This window comes from Burkholderia sp. AU19243 (assembly GCF_018148075.1).
Lineage (GTDB): Bacteria > Pseudomonadota > Gammaproteobacteria > Burkholderiales > Burkholderiaceae > Burkholderia > Burkholderia latens_A.
Window position 1 is genome coordinate 188,379 of record NZ_JAGSTV010000008.1, and the last position, 22,735, is coordinate 211,113.

The window sequence follows — 22,735 nt, forward strand, 5'->3', positions numbered from 1 at the left end:
GATCGCTCCGCTCAGTGCTTGATCAGGTACATGTCCTGCGAAGCACGCATGTCGATCACGTTCTTCAGCGAGTAGCCGCCGACGTACGGCTTCACGAGGCGGTCGGCCGAGTACTGGAACAGCGGCACCATCGGCGTGTCGTTCATCGCCATGTCGTGCGCCTGCGTGAGCAGCGCCGTGCGCGCCTTGTCGTCGAGCTTCTGGTTGCCTTCCTCGACGAGCGCGTCCATCTGCTTGTTGCAGTAGCCGACGGTGTTCTGCGAGCTGCCGCAGCGGATCAGGTCGAAGAAAGTCATCGCGTCGTTGTAGTCGGCGAACCAGCCGTCGCGCGCGATCTGCACCTTGCCGTCATGGCGCTCCTTCATCAGCACCTTGAACTCGACGTTCTCGAGCTTCGTGTTGATGCCGAGCTTCGTGCGCCATTCCGATGCGGCGAACAGCGCGACCTTCTTGTGCAGGTCGTTGGTGTTGTACGTGAGCGTGAACGACAGCGGTTTCGCGTCCGAATAGCCGGCCTGCTTCAGCAGGTCCTTGGCGGTCGCGACGCGCTTGGCCATCGGCCACGACGCCCATTCCGGCGTGAACGGCTGCACGCCCTTCGTGCCGTTCGGCATCAGCCCGTACATCGGCTTCTCGCCGGCCTGCGTGAGCTTCGACGTGAGCACGTCGCGATCGATGACCATCGACAGCGCCTGGCGCACGCGCTTGTCCTTCAGCGCGGCGTCGCTGTTGTTCAGGTAGTAGTAGTAGGTCGCGAGCTGCAGGCCCGGACGCAGTTCGCTGCCGAACTGCTTGCTGACCTGCTGGAAGATGCCCGACGGAATCGAGTAGCTGTAGTCGATCTGGCCGGCCTGGTACATGCGCATCGCGGTTTCGTCGCTTTCGATCGGCAGGTACGTGACCTTGTTGATCACGACCTTCGACGCATTCCAGTACTTCGCGTCCTTCGTCGCGACGATGCGGTTGTTCGGCTGCCAGTCGACGAGCTGATACGCGCCGTTGCTGACGATGTTGCCGGGGCGCGTCCAGGCGTCGCCGAATTTCGCGACGGTGTCCTTGTTCACCGGCGCGAGCGGCGCCATCGCGGTCAGCTCGGGGAAGAACGCGACGGGCACGTCGGTCGTCACTTCGAGCGTGTACGGATCGACCGCGCGCACGCCGAGCGTCGTCGGCGCGGCCTTGCCGGCGATGATGTCCTTCGAGTTCTTGATGAACTCGACGAGGATCGTGTACTTCGAGCCGGTCTTCGGATCGACGAGGCGTTGCCACGAATAGACGAAATCGGCGGCCGTCACCGGCTGGCCGTTGCTCCACTTCGCATCGTGGCGCAGCTTGAAAATCCACGTCTGCGGCGTCTTGCGCTCCCACGATAGCGCGACACCCGGCACGACCTGGCCGGCCGCGTCGATGCGCGCGAGCCCTTCGAACAGGTCGAGGCCGATCGTGTTGCCCGTCCACGACTCGATGTGCGCGGGGTCGAGCGACTCGACTTCGGCAGGAACCTGGCGCGTCAGGTCCTGTTGCGCAGCGAGCGCGACGTTCGACGGAACGGTCACGGCGTGTGCGGCGGGCGTCGTCAGGGCGAGCGCGGCCAGCACGGCCGACATGGCATGCAAGGATTTCATCGTGGCGATCTTGAGAAAGTTGTTCGGTGGGCGTCGCGCGGCGAATGCCGCGACTTACGCGTGAGACGCTGACGGGTACAGCGATTGAGGAGGCCCGTGATTCTCGTATTGCATCTTAGTATTCCTTACGTTTCTTTCGACAGATATTCCGTCGCGGAAACGAAGGAATACCCGTGCGTTAGAACAGCCTTGGCGTGCCGACCCAGACCACCACCGATTCGATCTTCGCGGTGTTGACCCAGCTGTGCGGGACCGTCGACTGATAGTGCGAACTGTCGCCGGCCTGCAGGACGAACGTCTTGCCTTCCAGCGTCAGCGACACTTCCCCTTCAATCACATACAGGAACTCCTCTCCGGCATGTGTCGTTACCTCCGACCGTTTCTGCCCCGGCGGCATCCGCACGAGGATCGCCTCGAGCTGACGCCCTTCGGACACGTTCGTCAGTCTCGCGAACAGGTTCGCCGAATCGGCGAATCCGAAGAAGCGCAATTGCTCGCCTCTGCAGACCGAGCGTTCTTCGCTCGGCGTATCCACGAAATACTGCACCGTCACACCGAGCGCCTGGGCGATACCGGCCAGCGACGTCAGCGACGGCGACGCGAGCCCGCGTTCGACTTGAGACAGAAACGGCTTCGAAATCCCCGCGGCGGTAGCGGTGTCGTCGAGCGTGCGCTTCAGTCGTTGGCGCAACGCGCGAATCTTGCTTCCGAGTGCGGCAGCGTCTGCCGCTCGCGAGTTTTCAGTGGGGGGAACCATAGCAGGCCGAAAAGTGGTCGTCAAAAAATGTTTGATGGAAAGTAACTAAGTTAATTCGAGATGGCTTAATCTTCGGGTTCGCGCACGTCTTCGGCATTGAGCCCGGTGCACTAAACAGGGCCCGAAGCGAGCGAAACGACGCGCTATCTTGCCAGACTCGCCGGCTTCACAGGCAAGCTGCAAGCGGCTCTCCGGGAATTTGCGGAGAACGGGTGCGAAGCTTACAAGTAAATGATGAGACGAATGTTCCTGAAAGCTGCTGCCATATCGGGAGTTTCCCTGAGTGGCGCGGACCTGACGCACCGGACCGGCAAACGTTACCACTCGCGCGCCGGTCGGGGCCTCGCCCCGCCTTTCGAGGCGGAGTCAGACCCCGGCCCGGGCTAACCCGCCCGACAGCTCCATCGCCGACGCCAAGCCTACCCGGCCACCGTGCTCCGGCGCCAGTTCGACCCCCAGGCGACGCGCGATCCGCGCCGTCCGTTTCAAACGAGATTGATGATGCACGCACCTGTTTCACAAACCCGATCGTTTACGACGGTCTTCCTCATCGAAATGTGGGAGCGCTTCGGCTACTACGGTATGGCCGCGCTTCTGGTCCTGTTCATGGTCGACCGGCTCGGTTTCACCGACAGCCATGCGAACCTGACGTGGGGCGCGTTCACTGCGCTCGTCTACGCGTCGCCGTCGATCGGCGGCTGGATCGGCGACAAGGTGCTCGGCGCCCGTCGCACGATGATTATCGGCGCGGCCGTTCTGTGTGCCGGCTACCTGATGCTGGCGGTGCCGAACGACGCGCTTGCGTACATGTACGCATCGCTCGGCGTGATCGTCGTCGGCAACGGCCTGTTCAAAGCCAACGCGGCGAACCTCGTGCGCCGCATCTACGAGGGCGACGATGCGCGCATCGACAGCGCGTTCACGATCTACTACATGGCGGTCAACATCGGCTCGACCGTGTCGATGCTCGCGACGCCGTGGATCAAGGATCACTGGGGCTGGCACACCGCGTTCGCGGTCTGCTGCGCCGGCATGCTGCTCGCGATCCTGAACTTCATGCTGATGCACCGCACGCTCGCGCACATCGGCTCGCAGCCGGACGACGAACCGATCCGCTGGAAGCGCCTCGGCGCCGTGGCGGCGGGCGGTGTCGCGCTCGCGCTGGTCACGCTGTACGTGCTGCAGCACAAGCAGCTCGCGGTCGCGAGCGTGTGGACGGCGGCGTTCGCGATCCTGGCGATCTTCGCGTACATGATCGCGAAGTCGGAACGTTCCGAGCGCGCGGGCCTGATCGCGGCGCTCGTGCTGATCGGCCAGGTGATCCTGTTCTTCATCTTCTACGTGCAGATGTCGACGTCGCTGACGCTGTTCGCGCTGCGCAACGTCGATCCGCGCTTCATCCTGTTCGGCACGACGCTGTTCACGTGGAGCGCCGCGCAGTTCCAGGCGCTCAACCCGATCTGGATCATGATGCTGAGCCCGGTGCTCGTGTGGATCTACAACGCGGTGTCGAAGAGCGGCCGCGACCTCCCGGTCGCCGCGAAGTACGCGCTCGGTTTCGGCGCGGTCGCCGCGGGCTACCTGGTGTTCACGATCAGCGGCCGCTACGCGGTGGACGGCCGCGTGTCGTCGTGGTTCATGGTGTGGGGCTACGGCCTCTACTCGCTCGGCGAACTGCTGGTGAGCGGCCTCGGCCTCGCGATGATCGCCCGCTACGTGCCGGCGCGCATGAGCGGCTTCATGATGGGCGCGTATTTCGTCGCGACGGGTGTGTCGCAGTATCTCGGCAGCGTCGTCGCGAACTTCGCGCAGATGCCGTCGCACGAACTGCCGGCCACCGAGTCGCTGCCGCTCTACCTGTCGCTGTTCGAAAAGCTCGGCTGGCTCGCCGCGATCGGCATGCTGCTCGCGCTGCTGCTGCTGCCGATGATGAACCGCCTGTCGCGCCAGCATCAGCGCTGCGCGGAAGAGCGCCGCGAAGAAGAAGCGGTGCAGGCGCAGGCAATCGCGTCGGCGCAGTAAGTACTATCCCTCGGCGTGCGGCGTGCACGCCACATTCTCCCGCCGGCGCGGCCAGCACGTCCTACACTGGTTGCAACGGCGCATCCGCTCCGTCGCGATGCGCACTGGCGGGAGAAGATCATGAAAAACAAGACGACTCGGCTATTGAGGATTCTGTCGGACATCCGGCACGCGCAGCGCTGTACCGCGATGCGCGCCGCCCGGGCCGCGGCCGAAGCCGACGCGGTGCTCGCGCAGCAGGACGATCCGAAGTCCGACGAACGCGACGACACCGAACCCGACGACGCGACTACCGTTCCGCGCTCCCGTATCGGCTCACCTCACTGACCACCGCGGCGCCGCGCGCCGCGTGCACTCATCGGCTGCGCCGTTCCCCCCGCTCACGCGGGCGCGCCGCGCCAGCGCGCAAACCAGGTTCCCGAACCGGCCACGGCCATCATCAGCCCGACCGCACATGCGTCGGCCGCAAGGCCCACGCCGATGTGCCGCAGCTGCGCGCCGTTCGCGACCGGGTGCAGCAGCGAATCGATGACGAGCGAAATCGCCGCGCCCGCGACGAAGCAGATCAATCCACGCCGGCCGACCGCGACCACGGGCTGCACGGCCCGCGCGACGCGCGCGATCCAGCCGTAACGCACGCAGTCGGCCATCAGCCATGCGACCGCGGCGAAGCTCACGATGCGCGGCAGCGCAAGATCGCGCTTGAGCATGCCCTCCGGCACCGGCAAGCCCGAGAACAGCTTGTAGCTCGCACAGCCGAGCACGATCGCACATGCGACGCCGGTTGCCGCGGCGCCCCAGCGGCCGAGCGCGACGTGCCGGTAGAACGGCTGGCAGCGCGCGAGCACGCCGGCGACGAACATCAGCTGCCACGCGAACGGATTGAAGCTCCAGCGGAACGAATCGGTGTCCAGCAGCTCGGGGCCGAGCCAGCCGGCCGCGAGCCACGACGACGCGCTGAATGCGACGAGCAGCCACGGATGGCGGCGTGCGAACGGCACGATCACCGGCGACGCGAGCGCGAACAGCACGTACATCGGCAGCACCGACGCGAGGTACGGCTGGCGCTGGAACGTCAGCAGTTCCGCCGCGCCCGTGAGCGGCGACGCAAGCATTACGCTGACGTCGTCGAGCGCGAGGTTCGGCGCGTCGATCCCGTAATGGTCGAGCACGGCGGAAACGACGAGCATCAGCGTCGACGTCGCGAGAAACGCGCGGTAGATCTGCATCGCACGGCGCACGAAGCGGCGCTGCGCGGCGCGCGCGCCGTGACGGTCGGCGATCGCGCCGTACGCGCTCGCGGTCGCGAAGCCGCCGAGAAACACGAATACTTCGGCCGCGTCGCACAGCGCGAAGGTGTGCAGCGTCACGCGCGACAGCACGCTCGCGCCGATGTGATCGACGACGATCATCAGCAGCACGACGCCGCGAAAGAAATCGACTTCGATCAGGCGGCCGCCACGTCCGGACGGAGGCTGGACGGCAGGCGATGCGTTCACCGACATGGCCGCACCTGCACGACGTCGGTGCGGCATGCACCGCGGGAAAATCCGGAACGGAGAAGGCGGGCGCGGTCAGTCGCGATACGCGTATGCCCGTATCGCGCCAACCCGGCCGGCCGGGCGCGGAGATGACCGTTCATGGAAAGGCTGCATACGAAGAGAAGACGGTCGGATCAGTCTAGCGGCCCGCTCGGGGATACCCTAAGTAACAAAGTGCAACGGAATCTTCTGTTCGATTACGGCGGTGACGCCGGTGAAACAGAATTGGCGGCACAGCCAGACCGGCGTCAGCGCGATGCCAGGCCGGCGCCAGCGTCGCGATCGGTGTGCGCGAAAATGCGCGAAGCGCGGCCGGTTCCGCAACGCATGGCTGCCGCGCTCGAGGCGTGCGCGGCGGCACTCAGCTGCGCGCGGGCAGACGCCGCATCAGCATCGCGCTGTGCCACGCGGTCAATGCGACCGCGATCCAGATCGGACCGTAGGTGGCGAGCTGCGCGACGCTCAGCGTCTCGCCGAGCAGCAGCAGCGACACCGCGACGAGCAGCACCGGCTCGACGTAGCCGAGGATGCCGAACAGCGCCATCGGCAGCATTCGGCTCGCCTTCAGATAGCTCGCCAGCGCGAGCGTGCTGAGCACGCCGAGCCCCGGCAGCAGCGCGGCCCACAGCAGCGGATGATCCGCGACCGGCGTCGGGCTCGCCGACACCATCGCCAGCGCAACCGGGCACAGCAGCGCGATTTCAAGCGCGAAGGCGGCCAGCGAATCCGCGTTGATCCGGCGGCGAAGCACGAAATACGGCGGATAGCCGAGCGCGACGACGAGCGTGGGCCACGCGAACGCGCGCGTCGCCCACACTTCGTGCGCGACGCCGAGCGCCGCGCAGGCGACGGCCATCCACTGCAGCGGATCGAGGCGCTCGTGATAGTAGAAGCGGCCGACGAGCACCATCGTCAGCGGCAGCAGGAAGTAACCGAGCGACACTTCGAGCATGCGCCCATGCAGCGGCGCCCACAGGAACAGCCACAGCTGCAGGCCGAGCAGTGCCGCGCTTGCGGGCAGCGCGGCCAGCAAGCGCCAGTCGCGCGCACTGCGCCGCACGAGTTCGACGAGGGCCGGCCAGCGGCCGCGGAGCGCGATCAGCGCGAGTGCGCCCGGCGCCGTCCATACGATGCGCCACGCGAAAATGTCGAGCCCGGTGAGCGGCGCGAGCAGCTTCGCGTATGCGGACATCAGTGCAAACAGCGTCGATGCGATCACCGACAGCGCGATCCCGCGCCCCGCCTCCGGATACCCCGTCATGTTTTTTTGGCCTTACTGCTGCTGGAAGCGCTCGAAGCGCTTTTCGATCTGGCGCTCCTCGAACGTGACTTCGGTCACGCGCGCTGACGGCGGCCCGTGGCGCAGCCACGCGAGCATCCGGTCGATCTGCGCGCCGGGGCCCTGGATCATCGCCTCGACGCTGCCGTCCTCGAGATTCGCGACCCAGCCGCGCAGCTTCAGCGCATGCGCCTCGCGCACCGTCGCGTGACGGAAACCGACGCCCTGCACGACACCGCGCACCCGCACGTAGTAGGTCTCGATCCGTTCGTCCAGTTCATTGCGGCTCATCGCGTCGCCCTCCCGTCGTGCATTCCATTCAAGCCCGGCATTGTAGTCGCGTCGGCCGCTTCTCACACGGGCCGGCAGGCCCCCGGCCGTGCGCAAGCGCCATGGCGCGAGGCGGCCGTCGCGCCGGTGCGCGGCATCGGTCGGCTGCCTGCCGGCCCGTGCGTGGCGGAGCAAGCCGCTCGCGTCGCCGCGCGCGCCGACCACGTACAATCTCGCCGACGCACAACCGCCGCGCTGCGCGGCCCTGAAGGAAACGCATGACTGATACCACCCGCGATCTCGTTCTCGTCACCGGCGCGTCCGGTTTCGTCGGCTCGGCCGTCGCACGCATCGCGCAGCAAAAGGGCTATGCGGTGCGCGTGCTGGTGCGCCCGACCAGCCCGCGCACGAACGTCGCGGATCTCGACGCAGAGATCGTCACCGGCGACATGCGCGACGAGCAATCGATGCGCGCCGCGCTGCGCGGCGTGCGCTACCTGCTGCACGTGGCGGCCGACTACCGGCTGTGGGCACCGGATCCTGACGAAATCGAGCGTGCGAACCTCGAGGGCGCGGTCGCGACCATGCGCGCCGCACGCGCGGAAGGCGTCGAGCGGATCGTCTACACGAGCAGCGTCGCGACGCTGAAGGTCACGAGCGCGGGCGACCCGTCCGACGAGAACCGGCCGCTGACCGCCGAGCAGGCAATCGGCGTCTACAAGCGCAGCAAGGTGCTGGCCGAACGCGCGGTCGAGCGGATGATTGCCGACGAAGGGCTGCCGGCCGTAATCGTCAACCCGTCGACGCCGATCGGCCCGCGCGACGTGAAGCCGACGCCGACCGGCCGCATCATCGTCGAAGCGGCGCTCGGCAAGATCCCGGCGTTCGTCGATACGGGGTTGAACCTGGTGCACGTCGACGACGTCGCGCACGGCCACTTCCTCGCGCTCGAGCGCGGCCGGATCGGCGAGCGCTACATCCTCGGCGGCGAGAACTTGCCGCTGCAGCAGATGCTCGCCGACATCGCGCAGATGACGGGCCGCAAGGCGCCGACGATCGCGCTGCCGCGCTGGCCGCTCTATCCGCTCGCGCTCGGCGCGGAGGCCGTCGCGAAGTTCACGAAGAAGGAACCGTTCGTGACCGTCGACGGGCTGCGGATGTCGAAGAACAAGATGTATTTCACATCGGCGAAGGCCGAACGCGAACTCGGCTACCGCGCGCGTCCGTATCGCGACGGGTTGCGCGACGCGCTCGACTGGTTCGGCTCGGCGGGCTACCTGAAATAACACAAAGCGGCGTGAGGCGCGCTGCTTTGCGCACTTTGTTACACGTCGCTGACGGACCGCCACCGGCGCAGCGGTTAAAATCGCGGGTCTTACGCAGAGAAGACACGCATGAACCTGAACGATCAGATCGATTCGCTCAACGCGGGCGTCGATCAGCTCCTCCACGATCACCACGCCGCGCAGCAGGCGGCACGCAGCGCTGAAGCGTTCGCGCGCGCCGCTGCCGCAGAAGCCCAGGCCGCAGCCGCGCGTCACGCGGCCGCCGAAGCCGAAGCACAAGCCGCCGCGCAGCGCCACACGGCCGCAGCCGCCGACGCCGAAGCCGCGCAGCAGCGCCACGCGGACGCCACCGCCGCGGCCGAAGCCGCCGCCCAACGCCACAACGAAGCCGCCGCGCAGGCCGAGGCCGCGGTCCAGCGGCACGCCGAAGCAACCGCGCTGACCGAAGCGCTCGCGCAGCGTCACGCCGATGCGGAAGCGGCGTCGCAGCGCCATGCCGCCGCGATCGCCGAAGCCGAGGCAGCCGCGCAACGTCATCACGCGGCCGCCGTCGAGGCCGACGCGGCCGCGCAGCGCCATGCGGCAGCCGCAGCGGCGGCGGAAGCCGCCGCGAAGCGCCACGCGGAAGCCACCGCCGAGGCCGAGGCCGCGACGCAGCGCCACGCAGCCGCGATCGCCGAAGCCGAGGCACTCGCGCAGCGGCATACCCAGGCGATCGCCGACGCCGAGGCAGCCGCCCAGCGCCACGCGGAAGCCACCGCCGAAGCGGAAGCGATCGCGCGCCGTCACACCGAAGCGATCGCGCAAGCCGAAGCGGCCGCGCAACGCCACGCGGACGCGACCGCGGAGGCCGAAGCCGTCAAGCAACGTCACACCGAGGCGATCGCGCAGGCCGAAGCGGCCGCCGAGCGTCATGCGAAGGCGATCGCCGACGCGGAAGCGCTGGTCGAAGCGGTTGTGAAAGACGCGGCAACGCACACGGCAAGCGTGGCAGGTGCGGGGACCACAACCGCAGTCGCCGCCGAAGTCGTCGCACCGGCTGTCGAGACGGCCGCGGATCCGGCGACGAACCTGCCTGAACCTGCACCAGCCGAACAAGCCGCCGCTGCATCGGCCGACGCGGTCACCGACGTCGTCGCGACGAGCGCCGCCGACACCGGCGCCGCGAGCGAAGTCGCCGCGCCCGCCGACGCAGCGGACGCGCCCGCCGAAAAGTCGACGCTGCAGGTCGCGCGCCCGTCGCAGAACGAACTGACGCTGAGCATCAACGGGCAATCGATCACGCTGCATCCGGAACAACTGGGCCAGCTGATCGAGGAACTCGCGCACGCGCGCGCGTCGATGCAGCCGGAACCGCCGCCGGGCATCCCGGCGGGCTGGCGCTTCGTGACGACGAAAAACCCGATGATGGCCGTGCAGAAGCAGTCGAACGGCGATCGCCTGCTGGTGGCGCGCCATACCGGCTACGGCTGGGTGCCGTTCACGTTCTCGCCGGACGTCGTGATCCAGATGTACATGATGCTGACGCAGCGGTAAGCGCGCGGCAGCGTACAAAAAGCAAAAAGCCCGATCGGTCTTGCAACCGATCGGGCTTTTTGCTTTGCGGAGCCAGGCAAGCGGCCGGCATCCGCCGGCGTTATTCAGCGCTCGACGGGCGCCTGCACGCGCGCCTTCCACTGACCGCCCTTGCCGCGCCAATAGCGCCACGCCGACGCGAAGGTCGCGCCAACGTAGAACAGCGCGACGAGCGGCAGCGCGGGCGCCCACAGCGGCGAGCGGCGGTAATAACGCAGCATCGGCGCATACGCGGTGCACATCGACGCCCATGCGAGCCACGCCGGCCACGCGCGCGCGCCGTACGCGAGCGCGGCCACGGGCGGCACGAGATAGATGATCGTCATCCCGAGCAGCGTGCCCGCGAGCAGCAGCGGCGAATAGTGCAGCTGCGTGAACGCGGTGCGCGCGATCATGTTCCAGATGTCGCGCCAGCTGTCGTACGGACGCAGCGACACGCTGCCCTCGGCCAGGTCGAGCCGGATCGGATGACGGCCGCTGCCGCGATGCTTGATCTGCGCAGCGAGGCTGCAGTCGTCGATCAGCGCGCCGCGAATCGACTCGATGCCGCCCGCCTCCTCGAGCGCGCTGCGCTTGACCAGCATGCAGCCGCCGGCGGCGCCGGCCGTCCGGTTGCGCGGATTGTTGATCCACGAGAACGGATAAAGCTTCGCGAAGAAGAACACGAACGCGGGAATCAGCGCCTTTTCCCAGAACGAATCGCAGCGCAGCCGCACCATCAGCGACACGAGATCGCGCTGCTCGGCCTGCGCACGCGTGACGAGCTGCGTCACGGCGTCGGGCGGATGTCCGATGTCGGCATCCGTCAGCAGCAGGTAATCGGCGGGCAGGCCGAGCGTGCGCACCGCCGCGATGCCCTGCGACTGCGCCCACACCTTGCCCGACCAGCCGGCCGGCAGCGGCTTCGCCGACAGCACCGTGAGGCGGTCCGCGCGGTTGATCGCGAGCGCCGCCGCGCGCGCGGCGTCGGCGGTGCCGTCGTCGCTGTGGTCGTCGACGATGATCAGGTGAAATTCGCCCGGATAGTCCTGCTCGAGCAGCGACGTCGCCGCGGCGCCGATCACGTCGACCTCGTTGCGCGCCGGCACGACGGCGACGACGGCCGGCCAGCCGGCTTCGGCCGCGGCGCCGCGCGCCTGCGGCGGCAGCGCCCCCGCCGGCCGCGCGCGCCAGAAGCCGCCGCGCGCGACGAGCAGCACGATCCAGATCAGCAACGACAGGCCGGACACCAGAAAAGTCATGGCAAGCATCATCGGCCGGCCTCCTGGCGGATCCCGCAGCGGGCCGCGCGGCATCGGGCGCCAACGCGTTCGGTCTGAATAAGGGTCGGATTTAAAACAACCAAAACCGCATACGCGGCAGGGCAATACGCGTAAAAATCGACGGTCATCGAGTGGCCTTGAAATGAAGCGCGACGGCAGGCGGCCGGACCGGCTGCCCGCGAAACCGCGCAGTTTACCGGGTTCCGCGCACACGAGCGCCGACACGGCTCTGCGCCGAATGCAACACGGCCGAAACGGCACCAGAGCACGGACGGCGCGATAGGGTTAAAATGCGCGATTAATTCGGGGTTCCGGGGCCTGGCCTGGCCGGTTCGTTCCTGCCTTCATAACATCAAGCCGGGGCGAGCGAGCGATGCCAGCTCCTCGAACCCCGGCGTCTGTCGTCGGAGTTCGCTCACTTATGCGAGTCATCCTTGCCCAGCCCCGCGGCTTTTGTGCGGGGGTTGTCCGTGCGATCGAAATCGTCGATCGCGCGCTGCAACAGCACGGCGCGCCGGTCTATGTGCGTCACGAGATCGTGCATAACCGGCATGTCGTCGAAAATCTGCGTAATAAAGGGGCACGATTCGTTGAGGAGCTCGACGAGGTGCCGCATGGCGCTGTCGCGATCTTCAGCGCGCACGGGGTCGCCCAGACGGTCGAGCGCGACGCCGAGACGCGCGGGCTCGACGTGCTGGACGCCACGTGCCCGCTCGTCACGAAAGTGCACGTGCAGGGCCGCCAGTACGTCGCGTCGGGCCGCCGGCTGATCCTGATCGGCCACGCGGGCCATCCGGAAGTCGAGGGCACGATCGGCCAGATCCCGGCCGAGGTCATCCTCGTGCAGAGCGAGGCGGAAGTCGATACGCTGACGCTGCCGGTCGACACGCCGGTCGCATACGTCACGCAGACGACGCTGTCGGTCGACGACACGCGCGGCATCATCGAAGCGCTGCAGCGCCGGTTCACCGACATCGTCGGCCCGGACACGCGCGACATCTGCTACGCGACGCAGAACCGCCAGGCCGCCGTGCGCGAACTGAGCGGCCAGGTCGACGTGCTGCTGGTCGTCGGTGCGACGAACAGCTCGAACTCGAACCGCCTGCGCGAGATCGGCACCGAAAGCGGCGTGCCGAGCTATCTGGTCGCCGACGGCTCGGAAGTGAAGGCCGAATGGTTCGCGGGCGTGCAGACGGTCGGCCTGACCGCCGGCGCGTCGGCACCCGAGGAAATGGTTGAGGATGTGATCGGCGCGCTGCGCGCGCTGGGGCCCGTCGAGGTCACGACGATGGCGGGCCGTGAAGAAAAAGTCGAATTCAAGTTGCCGGCGAAGCTTACGCAAGCTGTCGCCCGCGAAGTTTAAGGAGGACATCTCTTGTCTATTCCGCTGCTCCAGCAAGTCCGCGTCGGCGCATACATCATGCGCCAACACCTGTCCGGCAACAAACGCTATCCGCTCGCGCTGATGCTCGAGCCGCTGTTCCGCTGCAACCTCGCCTGTAACGGCTGCGGCAAGATCGACTATCCGGACCCGATCCTGAACCAGCGCCTGTCCGTCCAGGAATGCCTGGAAGCCGTCGACGAGTGCGGCGCGCCGATCGTGTCGATCGCCGGCGGCGAGCCGCTGCTCCACAAGGAGATGCCGGAGATCGTCAAGGGCATCATGAAGCGCAAGAAATTCGTGTACCTGTGCACGAACGCGCTCCTGATGGAAAAGAAGATGGACGACTACGAGCCGAATCCGTACTTCGTTTGGTCCGTCCACCTCGACGGCGACAAGGAGATGCACGACCACTCGGTGTCGCAGGAAGGCGTGTACGACAAGGCGGTCGCGGCGATCAAGGAAGCGAAGCGCCGCGGCTTCCGCGTGAACATCAACTGCACGCTGTTCAACGATGCGATCCCCGAGCGCGTCGCGAAGTTCTTCGATACGCTGAAGCCGATCGGCGTCGACGGCATCACGGTGTCGCCTGGCTATGCGTACGAGCGCGCGCCGGATCAGCAGCACTTCCTGAACCGCGACAAGACGAAGAACCTGTTCCGCGAGATCCTGAAGCGTGGCGAAGGCGGCAAGCGCTGGTCGTTCAGCCAGTCGTCGCTGTTCCTCGACTTCCTGGCCGGCAACCAGACGTACAAGTGCACGCCGTGGGGCAACCCGGCGCGCACCGTGTTCGGCTGGCAGAAGCCGTGCTATCTGGTCGGCGAAGGTTACGTGAAGACCTTCAAGGAACTGATGGAAGACACGAACTGGGACAACTACGGCGTCGGCAACTACGAGAAGTGCGCGGACTGCATGGTCCACTGCGGCTTCGAAGCCACCGCGGTGATGGACACGATCGCGCATCCGCTGAAGGCGCTGCGCGTGAGCAAGAAGGGCATCAAGACCGACGGCCCGTTCGCACCGGATATCTCGATCGCGAACCAGCGCCCGGCCGAGTACGTGTTCTCGCGCCACGTCGAAATCAAGCTCGAGGAAATCCAGCGCGCCGGCAAGGGCAAGCTGCAGAAGCCGGCGAAGCCGGCAGCGGCGGCTTAAGCGGGTTTCGCCGCGCAGAGGCTCGCGCCTCTGCGTCGGCAGGCGTCGAAGAAGCGCCACGGAGCGAACTCCGTGGCGCTTTTGTTTTGTCGGGCGTCGTCGCAAGTCCGCGTGCATTCGCGCAAGCATGAGCACGCGAACCTCCCTGCGCCCGTACGCCTAATGCCTCGATTCGGCCGCCGCGATCAGCTGCCATGCGGTCGGCCCGCGATCGAGCAGCGGGTCGGGCGGCGGATCGAGATCGTGCCGATGTTCGTCATCGGACGGCAGCGCCTGCGCCTTCGCGATGCCGATCTCGTCGCCGCATATGGTGCATCGATAGATGCCCGCAACCGTTGCCTCGCTGCCTGGCGGCAGGTTCTCCCGGAATGCGCGGCCGCTTCCGCACGTGAAGTAGCCACCGATCCTGTATAGCGCCATCGCCACCTCCTGACTGAAACGATGCGTTCGCACCGAACCGTGCGATCGTCGCGAACGCGAGGATGGATCGTCATCGACCGAGCCGTTCGGCTCCCGTCGTGACATCGGTCGGCGAGCATCAGCCCCGGGAACGGAACACGCATGAAACGGCGCCAGCGGGCCGCACGCGTTGCCACCGCTCAATGCAGAACGGCCGAAGCCCGCATCCGTGCCGCCGCCTGCGCGAGCAGCCCGGGTTGCTCGCTGGACGCGAACGCGCTCACACGGCGCCACAGCTCGGCGAGCCGGTGCCGCGTGAGCGTCGCGACGCACGCGTCGTTCGCCGCGAGCACACGCTCTAGCGCCGCGCACTCGTCGTCGTGCAGCGTCCATGCGCCGCTTTGGGCGGCGCGCGCAACGCTCGCGTCGAGCACGCGCTCCGCGTCGACGCACAGGTTGATGCTCGCGTCCGGGGATACCGCGTCGTCGAGCGCGAGGAACACCAGGTAGACGCTCGTGCGCAACCGCATCAGCAACGTTTCGTTGCCGTGCTCGCCGCGCAGCGCGACGAGCGCCATGTGGCATTTCAGCGAGATGTCGCGCGCATGCGCGGGCGGCAGCGGCAGCAGCCATTCGCGCGTCAACGGAACGTGGCGACGGCCTTTTCTGGCGGCCTTCATGATCGGCCCTCGCCTGGCGTGACGTCGTCCGCGTCGAATGCCGACCATGCGATGCGGCACGCAACGGCGCCGCGGCTCACATCTCGACGGCCGTTCGCGCGGCGCGGCGCGCCGCCGTTCATGCCGCCCCGCGACCGCGTCGCGCGCGCCTGGCGTCGCCGGCGAACCACCGATGCGCGCAACACGTCGGGGAATCCATCAGCGCATGCCATGCTCGCCTCCCGCATCAGAACGTATTCTCGCCCTTCAGGTAGTACGCCGTCTTCACGAAGAACGCCTTCACCGGATGGCCGCTGCGCGCGGCGCTTGCCGCGCGCTCTTCCATCGCGGCCTTCTCCTCCCGCGAGCGGTCGGGCGCCGGGTACCTCACGCGCTCGAGCGCGCGCTGCATCGCGAGCGGATAGTTCTGATTGCCGGCTGTCGTCGCGCGATAGCCGGCGCGCGTCATCTGCATCAGTTGCACGTCGGTTTCGGCACGCGCCGCCGACCAGGTCAACGGCGCGGCGTTCGGCTGCCAGTCGGTATCGACGGACTGCGCGAAGCTTGCGGCAGGCAGCACGACAAGCGCGCCGGACAGGACAGCAAGGGAAACAACGGATCGCATCATGGCCTCCACATGGTTGTTTCCGCATCGATCGTCGTCGATGCGGTGCAATCATCGTATGTCGCGTGGCCATGCGCTTGAATAGCCGATTCCGCAATTGATTTTTTCTGCACTGGCGGCCGGCCCCCGATTCAAGCGATTCGCCAATGCCGCCCGAGCGGAAATTCTTTATTTCATTCAATTACCTGATCGCATTTTGGCTGACGAATCGAAGCGCCACGCGAATCGCTTTTGCAGTTTTTGAAATGACGTATTGCCGATGCGAATTCGGTCCGGGCGGTGCTCGGCGCGGCTTTCGGCACGATGCCGCACACGCCGGCACAAGTGCGAAATGACTCAACGAACACACTGGATTCCCTGACACACGACAAGTCCATCGCGCCGATTACCTGCTCCGCGACGAGACGTGTCCCGCCAGGACGCGAGATAATTGCGCATCGGCCGTCACGCACGGCGCTAGTCCTACCCTGTTCTTCTTTCAAGTTCCGCCATGGCTGCCATCGACACCACCGCCATCGACAGTTGGCACGCACACGTCTACTTCGACGCCGCGAGCCGCGACGCGGCCTGGGCGTTTCGCGTCGTCGTCGAAGAACGATTCGGCGCGATCATCGAACTCGGCCGCTTTCACGAGCGCCTCGTCGGCCCGCATCCGGCCTGGTCTTATCAGATCGCGTTCGACGCCGCGCATTTCGACGCCATCGTGCCGTGGCTCGTGCTGAATCACGGCGGACTCGACATCTTCCTGCATCCGAACACGGACGACGAACTGCGCGACCATCGCGACAGCGCAGTGTGGATCGGCAAGTCGTATGAACTGAATCTCGGCGCGCTCGGCGGCTGACGCGGAGCGCGGATGCGCGCCCGCTGCGCGTGCGTGACATCGACGTTTCGGATCGGGATGAAACGTCCGGCGGCGTGGCGCCGATACAGTCGTTCCGTTATTCACGCTTGTCGGAACCCGAGATGACACACGCCGACCCCGATGCGCAACGCATCCATCACCACTGGCACGCCGCCGTCGTCGCACGCGATCTCGACGCGCTGATGTCGCTGTACGCGGACGACGCGATCCTCGAAACGCCGCTCATCGTAGTCACGCTGCCGGAGCACGGCTCGGGCGTGCTCCACGGCAAGGCTTCAATCGCCGCGTTCTTCGCGGCCGGCCTGCGCAATCCGGGCAACGGACTCGGGCGCTGGTATCGAACCGGGTTGTTCTTTTCGAACGGCCGGCAGCTCACTTGGGAATATCCGCGCGAAACACCGGAAGGCGATCAGGTCGATCTCGTCGAAGTGATGGATCTGCGCGACGGCTTGATCGCGCATCATCGCGTCTACTGGGGTTGGGTTGGCGTCAACGCGCTGCGCAACGTCACGCCCGCGGCGGCCCGCATCTGATGCCGAAGACCGCCGAGCACGCGCGGCACGCCGTTCAACGCTTGCACGGCCGCAGGACGCGGCTATGCATTTGCCGCCGCCCCCGCGCCGTTCACGCGACATACATCGCGACACTGACGAACTGGCACAGGCTGCCGCCCAGCACGAACAGGTGCCAGATACCGTGTCCGTGGCGAATCCGCTCGTCGTTGATGAAGAAGTAGATTCCCGCGCTGTAGATGACGCCGCCGGCCACGAGCCACACGGCACCGACCGGCGGCAACGCATGGATCAACGGGCGGATCGCGACGAGCGCGAGCCAGCCCATCAGCACATACAGCACCATCGACACGATGCGCGTGCGCCGGCCCAGCGTGAGCTCCTGCGCGATCCCGAATGCGGCGAGCCCCCAGCTCACGCCGAACAGCGACCAGCCCCACGGGCCACGCAACGTGACGAGCGTAAACGGCGTGTAGCTGCCGGCGATCAGCAGATAGATCGCCGAATGGTCGCACTTCTGCAAGATCGCCTTCAGCCGCGGATTGCGCACGCTGTGATAGGCCGTCGAGATCCCGTAAAGCAGGATCAGCATCGCGCCGTACACGCTGAAGCTCACGATCTTGTAAGGGTCGCGGTCGAGCGCGCCCATCGTCACCAGCGCGACCAGCCCCGCCACCGACAACACGGCACCGACGAGATGGGAAATGCTGTTGAAACGCTCACCGGCATGCACGACGGGTTCTCCTGCGCGGATTCATCGGAAAAAAGCAAGCCATATGATACCGGCGAGCGAATCGCGCCGCGCTGAACGCAATCAAGCGCTGCGACGATGGTAAGCGTCGAGCACGCCGCGCGCCCGCCAAAAGAAAAAGCGCCGCGAATTCCTTCACGGCGCTTCGTGGCCGGGTGCCGGACGGGCCTATCGTCCAGCTGCGTCAGCCCGGTTCAGCAACACTTCCCTGCCCCCGATCCGTACCGGGCGTTCTGACGTTCGCGGAAGAATTCCTCATACGTCATCGGCTCGCGGTCCGGATGGGTTTCGCGCATGTGCGCGACGTAGGTGTCGTAGTCGGGCACGCCTACCATCAGCCGCAACGCCTGCCCGAGGTAACGCCCTGCGCTGCGCAGATCGCTGCCGAGATCGCTGAACATCGCGGCCTCCCGTTATCGTCCGCTGCCGAGCGCTTGCGCGGCCGGCATTGCCTCGTACGGCGTCTCGCGCACGGTCGGCTTCGACTCGCGGCGCGCGCGCAGCACGGCGAGCAGCCCGTACACGGCAATCGACACGACGACGAAGATGAACAGGCCGGCGAGCGCCGCATCGATGTAGTCGTTGAAGATGATCCGCTTCATCTGCGCGATCGACTTCGCCGGCGCGAGCACCTTGCCTTCGTCGACCGCGGCCTGCAGCTTCGCGGCGTGCGCGAGGAAGCTGACCTTCGGGTTCGCATCGAAAATCTTCTGCCAGCCGGCCGTCAGCGTGCAGATCAGCAGCCACGCGGTCGGCACGATCGTCACCCACGCGTAGCGCTCGCGCTTCATCTTGAACAGCACGACGGTGCCGAGCACCAGCGCGATCGCGGCAAGCATCTGGTTCGAGATGCCGAACAGCGGCCACAGCGTGTTGATGCCGCCGAGCGGGTCGACCACGCCCTGATACAGGAAGTAGCCCCACGCGGCCACGCACAGCGCGGTGGCAACGAGGTTCGCAGGCAGCGACTCGGTGCGCTTGAGCGCCGGATGGAAGGTACCGAGCAGATCCTGCAGCATGAAGCGGCCCGCGCGCGTGCCGGCGTCGACGGCCGTCAGGATGAACAGCGCCTCGAACAGGATCGCGAAGTGATACCAGAACGCCATCATCGCTTCGCCGCCGAGCACCTGGTGCAGGATGTGCGCCATGCCGACCGCCAGCGTCGGCGCGCCGCCCGCACGCGCGATGATCGTCGTTTCGCCGACGGCCTTGGCCGTCTGCGTGAGCATGTCCGGCGTCAGCACGAAGCCCCATTGCGTGACCGTGTTTGCGACTGCTTCCGGCGTCGAGCCGAGCACGGCGGCCGGCGCGTTCATCGCGAAGTAGATGCCCGGCTCGATCACGCACGCGGCGACCAGCGCCATGATCGCGACGAACGATTCCATCAGCATCGCGCCATAACCGATGAAGCGCGCGTTGGTTTCGTTGTCGAGCAGCTTCGGCGTCGTGCCCGACGAGATCAGCGCGTGGAAGCCCGATACCGCGCCGCATGCGATCGTGATGAACAGGAACGGGAACAGGTTGCCCGACCACACCGGGCCCGTGCCGTCGACGAACTTCGTCAGCGCCGGCATCTTCAGTTCGGGTGCGACGACAAGGATGCCGATCGCGAGGCCCAGGATCGTGCCGATCTTCAGGAACGTCGACAGGTAGTCGCGCGGCGCGAGCAGCAGCCACACCGGCAGCACCGAAGCGACGAAGCCGTAGCCGATCAGGATCCACGTGAGCTGCGTGCCGCTGAACGTGAACCACGCGGCGAGTGCGGGCGAATCGTGCACGGTCTGGCCGAATGCGATCGACGCCATCAGCAGCACGAAGCCGATGATCGACACTTCGCCGATGCGGCCCGGGCGAATGTAGCGCGTGTAGACGCCCATGAACAGCGCGATCGGAATCGTCGCGGCGACGGTGAACGTGCCCCACGGCGAATTCGTCAGCGCCTTCACGACGATCAGCGCGAGCACCGCGAGGATGATCACCATGATCAGGAACGCGCCGAACAACGCAATCACGCCGGGCACCGTGCCGAGCTCCATCTTGACGAGGTCGCCGAGCGAACGTCCGTCGCGGCGCGTCGAAATGAACAGCACGATGAAGTCCTGCACGGCGCCGGCGAACACGACACCGGCGAGAATCCACAGCATGCCGGGCGTATAGCCCATCTGCGCGGCGAGCACGGGCCCGACGAGCGGGCCGGCGCCGGCGATCGCGGCGAAGTGATGGCCGAACAGCACGTACTTGTTGGTCGGCACGTAGTCGAGGCCGTCGTTGTACTTGACCGCCGGCGTCATCCGCAGCCCGTCGAGCTGCATGACCTTGCTGGCGATGAAACGGCTGTAGAAGCGATATGCGATCAGATATACGCAGACCGCGGCGATCACGATCCATAGCGCGCTGACGCGTTCGCCGTGTGCGAGCGCGATCGTCCCGAACGCGAACGCGCCGAGCAGCGCGACCGCGATCCAGAGCAGGGTACTGGAAGCCCGATTCATGGCGTCTCCTGGTCTCCAATGTGTTTTTGACTGGATGCGGTGAGGCCGCCGCACCCGCGTGACGTCGATGCGTCGTGCCGCGGCTCGGGAAAGCCACGGCGGTGGGGCGTAGTATTCCGCGCGACGGGGGAGACTTACAAGCGCATAACTACGTATGCGGGGCTACGTAGAATTACGTAGATGGTGCGCATCGTCCGGGCGAACGCAACGGCAGTGCGCTCGCGCAGTCAGCCTCGAACCGGCCGGCAACGGATGTGCCGGCCCTTCGCGAGTGATTTTCGCAACACGCACCGCCGTGCGACCGCGTCGATGCGGCAGCCAGCGCCATGCGCACGGCGATACCGCGCGCTACGAGAGCCGCTCGGATTGGACCACGGGCGTCGGCCGGCGGTCCGTATCGGCGTTGGCCGAAGCCGGCTGCTCCCAGAACGTCGCGTTCGCGATGCCGAGCGCGGCCGGGTCGAACGTCGGCTCGCGCCCCGCCCGCTTCTGCGCCTCGTAATCGCGCAGCGCGTTGAGCGCGGGCTTCTGCAGCAGCAGGATCGCGACGATGTTGAGCCAGGCCATCAAACCGACGCCGATATCGCCGAGCGCCCATGCGACGCTCGCGCTCTTCACCGCACCGTACAGCGTCGCCAGCAGGATCACCGCGCGCAGCACGAACGTGCCGGCGGCGCTGCTGCGTGTGCGGCTCAGGTAGGCGACGTTGGTTTCCGCAATGTAGTAGTACGCGAGGATGGTCGTGAACGCGAAGAAGAACAGCGCCATCGCGACGAAGGCCGCGCCGAAGCCGGGCAGCACCGATTCGACCGCCATCTGCGTATAGCCGGGGCCCGCCTCGACGCCCGCCGCGCCCGAGAACAGTGCGCGGCCGTTCGGCGCGATCACGTTGTACGCGCCGGTGATCAGGATCATGAAGCCCGTTGCCGAGCAGACGAACAGCGTATCGACATAGACGGAGAACGCCTGCACGAGCCCTTGCTGCGCCGGGTGCGTCACTTCCGCGGCCGCCGACGCGTGCGGGCCGGTGCCTTGGCCCGCCTCGTTCGAATAGACGCCGCGCTTCACGCCCCACTGGATCGCCATGCCGAGCACCGCGCCGAAGCCGGCCTCGAAGCCGAACGCGCTCTCGAACACGAGCGCGACGACGCCCGGCAGCCGCTCGATGTCGAGCGCGATCACGACGCATGCGATCAGGATGTAGCCGAGCGCCATGAACGGCACGACGATTTCCGCGACGCGCGCGATCCGCTTTACGCCGCCGAAGATGATCAGGCCGAGCAGCAGCACAAGCACCGCGCCGGTGACCGGCTTCGCCACGCCGAACGAATTCTCGATCGCCGACGAAATTCCGTTCGCCTGCACGCCCGGCAGCAGCAGCCCGCACGCGAGCACGGTGGCAACCGCGAACGCCACGGCGTACCAGCGGATCCCGAGCCCCTTCTCGATGTAATACGCGGGGCCGCCACGGTACTGCCCTTCGCGCCGCACCTTGTAGATTTGCGACAGCGTCGATTCGACGAACGCGGTGCTCGCGCCCAGGAACGCCACGAGCCACATCCAGAACATCGCGCCGGGACCACCGAACGTGATCGCGGTCGCGACGCCGGCGATGTTGCCGGTGCCGACCCGCCCGGACAGCGACATCGCCAGGGCCTGGAATGACGACACGCCTTCGGCCGACGCCTTGCTGCCGCGCATCAGGCGCAGCATCTCGATGAAGTGGCGCACCTGCGCGAAGCGCGTGCGCAGCGAGAAATACAGGCCAGCCGCGAGACACAAAAAGATGAGCGCGGGGCTCCAGATAACACCGTTGATCGAGTCGACGAGTTTTTCCATGAGGCGTTTCGGTTGAAAGCGGGTGGACGTGTAGCGAAAGCCGGACTCGTCACGGCGACACGCGAAAGCCGCGACGTCGGACAAATCCGAATATAACTTTCATTTATATTACACGCCTTACGATTTCATTCGAATCCGGGTGAGTCCCGAGCAGCCGGCAGTTCGCCGGACGGAACAGTGGCGGGACAGCCCGGCGCGCCGTCGGGCTCGTCATCGCCGAGGGCTCGGTGCCTGATACACGTGTGGGGGGCAGCAGCAGCGGGCAGTGGCCCGTCGCGTTCGCTTTACTGGAGGATCGGCAGACGGAAGGAAGCCGGCGATGCAGTCGCCGGCATTGAAGGCATGAGCGGTATTGGCGGCATTGCCGACGCGGCCGCGGCAGGTTCGCTGCCGCAGCGGCCTGCGCGACGTGCCGTGGCAGCGCGGCAAACGTCGTTCAT

21 protein-coding genes are annotated in these 22,735 nt (G+C 66.7%); 8 read left to right on the forward strand and 13 right to left on the reverse strand.

What is annotated here, in order from left to right:
- Nucleotides 1-11: 11 nt before the first annotated feature.
- Nucleotides 12-1,625 carry a peptide ABC transporter substrate-binding protein gene (locus KDW55_RS17360; protein ID WP_040138868.1) on the reverse strand — a complete coding sequence of 538 codons (1,614 nt, stop codon included), beginning with the start codon at nt 1,623-1,625 and terminating at the stop codon, nt 12-14.
- 178 nt (nt 1,626-1,803) lie between these two features.
- Nucleotides 1,804-2,382: a cupin domain-containing protein gene (locus tag KDW55_RS17365; RefSeq protein WP_040138869.1), complete on the reverse strand. Its 579-nt coding sequence runs from the start codon at nt 2,380-2,382 to the stop codon at nt 1,804-1,806.
- 498 nt (nt 2,383-2,880) lie between these two features.
- Between KDW55_RS17365 and KDW55_RS17370 the strand changes: the two genes are divergently transcribed.
- Together KDW55_RS17370 and KDW55_RS17375 are read left to right on the forward strand one after the other, a co-directional pair.
- Nucleotides 2,881-4,404, forward strand: coding sequence for an oligopeptide:H+ symporter (locus KDW55_RS17370; protein WP_040138870.1), 1,524 nt, complete (start codon nt 2,881-2,883; stop codon nt 4,402-4,404).
- 120 nt (nt 4,405-4,524) lie between these two features.
- Complete coding sequence (locus KDW55_RS17375; protein ID WP_212161397.1) at nt 4,525-4,731, forward strand: hypothetical protein; 207 nt, start codon at nt 4,525-4,527, stop codon at nt 4,729-4,731.
- 53 nt (nt 4,732-4,784) lie between these two features.
- Here the strand turns inward: KDW55_RS17375 and KDW55_RS17380 are convergent, their stop codons facing one another.
- The 3 genes from KDW55_RS17380 to KDW55_RS17390 form a co-directional block, all read right to left on the reverse strand.
- Nucleotides 4,785-5,909: an OpgC domain-containing protein gene (locus tag KDW55_RS17380; RefSeq protein WP_209822055.1), complete on the reverse strand. Its 1,125-nt coding sequence runs from the start codon at nt 5,907-5,909 to the stop codon at nt 4,785-4,787.
- Between the two features lie 397 nt (nt 5,910-6,306).
- The gene (gene rarD, locus KDW55_RS17385; protein ID WP_040138873.1) at nt 6,307-7,206 is read right to left on the reverse strand and encodes an EamA family transporter RarD; all 900 of its coding nucleotides are present in this window, start codon (nt 7,204-7,206) and stop codon (nt 6,307-6,309) included.
- Between the two features lie 12 nt (nt 7,207-7,218).
- The gene (locus KDW55_RS17390; protein WP_040140867.1) at nt 7,219-7,515 is read right to left on the reverse strand and encodes an acylphosphatase; all 297 of its coding nucleotides are present in this window, start codon (nt 7,513-7,515) and stop codon (nt 7,219-7,221) included.
- A gap of 257 nt (nt 7,516-7,772) precedes the next feature.
- Here KDW55_RS17390 and hpnA point away from each other — a divergent pair, with 257 nt between their 5' ends.
- Both hpnA and KDW55_RS17400 read left to right on the forward strand, forming a co-directional pair.
- Complete coding sequence (gene hpnA, locus KDW55_RS17395) at nt 7,773-8,780, forward strand: hopanoid-associated sugar epimerase (RefSeq protein WP_040138874.1); 1,008 nt, start codon at nt 7,773-7,775, stop codon at nt 8,778-8,780.
- Between the two features lie 108 nt (nt 8,781-8,888).
- On the forward strand, nt 8,889-10,316 hold the full coding sequence (locus KDW55_RS17400) for a phage tail protein (protein WP_209825325.1): 1,428 nt from the start codon (nt 8,889-8,891) through the stop codon (nt 10,314-10,316).
- Between the two features lie 104 nt (nt 10,317-10,420).
- Here KDW55_RS17400 and KDW55_RS17405 read toward each other — a convergent pair whose 3' ends face one another.
- The gene (locus tag KDW55_RS17405; protein ID WP_212198002.1) at nt 10,421-11,608 is read right to left on the reverse strand and encodes a glycosyltransferase; all 1,188 of its coding nucleotides are present in this window, start codon (nt 11,606-11,608) and stop codon (nt 10,421-10,423) included.
- A gap of 430 nt (nt 11,609-12,038) precedes the next feature.
- On the opposite strand from KDW55_RS17405, the gene ispH reads away from it, so the two are divergent.
- Nucleotides 12,039-12,980 carry a 4-hydroxy-3-methylbut-2-enyl diphosphate reductase gene (gene ispH, locus KDW55_RS17410; protein ID WP_040138876.1) on the forward strand — a complete coding sequence of 314 codons (942 nt, stop codon included), beginning with the start codon at nt 12,039-12,041 and terminating at the stop codon, nt 12,978-12,980.
- Between the two features lie 12 nt (nt 12,981-12,992).
- Entirely contained in the window at nt 12,993-14,153 is a 1,161-nt protein-coding gene (gene hpnH / locus KDW55_RS17415; protein WP_040138877.1) for an adenosyl-hopene transferase HpnH, read from the forward strand.
- 159 nt (nt 14,154-14,312) lie between these two features.
- On the opposite strand, the gene KDW55_RS17420 is transcribed toward hpnH, so the two are convergent.
- From KDW55_RS17420 to KDW55_RS17430, 3 genes are all read right to left on the reverse strand, one after another.
- Entirely contained in the window at nt 14,313-14,573 is a 261-nt protein-coding gene (locus tag KDW55_RS17420) for a hypothetical protein (protein WP_059548435.1), read from the reverse strand.
- Between the two features lie 179 nt (nt 14,574-14,752).
- Entirely contained in the window at nt 14,753-15,232 is a 480-nt protein-coding gene (locus KDW55_RS17425; protein ID WP_212161396.1) for a hypothetical protein, read from the reverse strand.
- A 226-nt stretch (nt 15,233-15,458) separates the two neighbouring features.
- Nucleotides 15,459-15,836 carry a hypothetical protein gene (locus tag KDW55_RS17430; protein WP_040140870.1) on the reverse strand — a complete coding sequence of 126 codons (378 nt, stop codon included), beginning with the start codon at nt 15,834-15,836 and terminating at the stop codon, nt 15,459-15,461.
- 490 nt (nt 15,837-16,326) lie between these two features.
- Between KDW55_RS17430 and KDW55_RS17435 the strand changes: the two genes are divergently transcribed.
- A complete protein-coding gene (locus KDW55_RS17435; protein WP_040138881.1) occupies nt 16,327-16,680 on the forward strand; it encodes a DOPA 4,5-dioxygenase family protein in 354 nt (117 codons plus the stop codon).
- 122 nt (nt 16,681-16,802) lie between these two features.
- Complete coding sequence (locus KDW55_RS17440; RefSeq protein ID WP_212161394.1) at nt 16,803-17,234, forward strand: nuclear transport factor 2 family protein; 432 nt, start codon at nt 16,803-16,805, stop codon at nt 17,232-17,234.
- Nucleotides 17,235-17,325: 91 nt separating this feature from the next.
- On the opposite strand, the gene KDW55_RS17445 is transcribed toward KDW55_RS17440, so the two are convergent.
- The 4 genes from KDW55_RS17445 to KDW55_RS17460 all read right to left on the reverse strand — a co-directional run bounded on the left by KDW55_RS17445 (nt 17,326) and on the right by KDW55_RS17460 (nt 22,295).
- The gene (locus KDW55_RS17445; RefSeq protein ID WP_040138883.1) at nt 17,326-17,946 is read right to left on the reverse strand and encodes a hemolysin III family protein; all 621 of its coding nucleotides are present in this window, start codon (nt 17,944-17,946) and stop codon (nt 17,326-17,328) included.
- A gap of 212 nt (nt 17,947-18,158) precedes the next feature.
- Entirely contained in the window at nt 18,159-18,365 is a 207-nt protein-coding gene (locus KDW55_RS17450; RefSeq protein WP_040138884.1) for a YbdD/YjiX family protein, read from the reverse strand.
- 12 nt (nt 18,366-18,377) lie between these two features.
- The gene (locus tag KDW55_RS17455) at nt 18,378-20,456 is read right to left on the reverse strand and encodes a carbon starvation CstA family protein (protein WP_212161393.1); all 2,079 of its coding nucleotides are present in this window, start codon (nt 20,454-20,456) and stop codon (nt 18,378-18,380) included.
- 348 nt (nt 20,457-20,804) lie between these two features.
- Complete coding sequence (locus tag KDW55_RS17460; protein WP_059548447.1) at nt 20,805-22,295, reverse strand: alanine/glycine:cation symporter family protein; 1,491 nt, start codon at nt 22,293-22,295, stop codon at nt 20,805-20,807.
- Nucleotides 22,296-22,735 lie beyond the last annotated feature (440 nt).

Bases quoted from the DNA above. Each gene is read 5' to 3' on its own strand.
- KDW55_RS17390 (WP_040140867.1), bottom strand. From the start codon at position 7,515: ATGAGCCGCAATGAACTGGACGAACGGATCGAGACCTACTACGTGCGG.
- rarD (WP_040138873.1), bottom strand. From the start codon at position 7,206: ATGACGGGGTATCCGGAGGCGGGGCGCGGGATCGCGCTGTCGGTGATC.
- KDW55_RS17420 (WP_059548435.1), bottom strand. From the start codon at position 14,573: ATGGCGCTATACAGGATCGGTGGCTACTTCACGTGCGGAAGCGGCCGC.
- KDW55_RS17365 (WP_040138869.1), bottom strand. From the start codon at position 2,382: ATGGTTCCCCCCACTGAAAACTCGCGAGCGGCAGACGCTGCCGCACTC.
- KDW55_RS17370 (WP_040138870.1), top strand. From the start codon at position 2,881: ATGATGCACGCACCTGTTTCACAAACCCGATCGTTTACGACGGTCTTC.
- KDW55_RS17440 (WP_212161394.1), top strand. From the start codon at position 16,803: ATGACACACGCCGACCCCGATGCGCAACGCATCCATCACCACTGGCAC.
- KDW55_RS17460 (WP_059548447.1), bottom strand. From the start codon at position 22,295: ATGGAAAAACTCGTCGACTCGATCAACGGTGTTATCTGGAGCCCCGCG.
- KDW55_RS17435 (WP_040138881.1), top strand. From the start codon at position 16,327: ATGGCTGCCATCGACACCACCGCCATCGACAGTTGGCACGCACACGTC.
- KDW55_RS17400 (WP_209825325.1), top strand. From the start codon at position 8,889: ATGAACCTGAACGATCAGATCGATTCGCTCAACGCGGGCGTCGATCAG.
- KDW55_RS17430 (WP_040140870.1), bottom strand. From the start codon at position 15,836: ATGCGATCCGTTGTTTCCCTTGCTGTCCTGTCCGGCGCGCTTGTCGTG.
- KDW55_RS17425 (WP_212161396.1), bottom strand. From the start codon at position 15,232: ATGAAGGCCGCCAGAAAAGGCCGTCGCCACGTTCCGTTGACGCGCGAA.
- KDW55_RS17380 (WP_209822055.1), bottom strand. From the start codon at position 5,909: ATGTCGGTGAACGCATCGCCTGCCGTCCAGCCTCCGTCCGGACGTGGC.
- KDW55_RS17405 (WP_212198002.1), bottom strand. From the start codon at position 11,608: ATGATGCTTGCCATGACTTTTCTGGTGTCCGGCCTGTCGTTGCTGATC.
- KDW55_RS17455 (WP_212161393.1), bottom strand. From the start codon at position 20,456: ATGAATCGGGCTTCCAGTACCCTGCTCTGGATCGCGGTCGCGCTGCTC.
- KDW55_RS17360 (WP_040138868.1), bottom strand. From the start codon at position 1,625: ATGAAATCCTTGCATGCCATGTCGGCCGTGCTGGCCGCGCTCGCCCTG.
- KDW55_RS17450 (WP_040138884.1), bottom strand. From the start codon at position 18,365: ATGTTCAGCGATCTCGGCAGCGATCTGCGCAGCGCAGGGCGTTACCTC.
- ispH (WP_040138876.1), top strand. From the start codon at position 12,039: ATGCGAGTCATCCTTGCCCAGCCCCGCGGCTTTTGTGCGGGGGTTGTC.
- KDW55_RS17375 (WP_212161397.1), top strand. From the start codon at position 4,525: ATGAAAAACAAGACGACTCGGCTATTGAGGATTCTGTCGGACATCCGG.
- hpnA (WP_040138874.1), top strand. From the start codon at position 7,773: ATGACTGATACCACCCGCGATCTCGTTCTCGTCACCGGCGCGTCCGGT.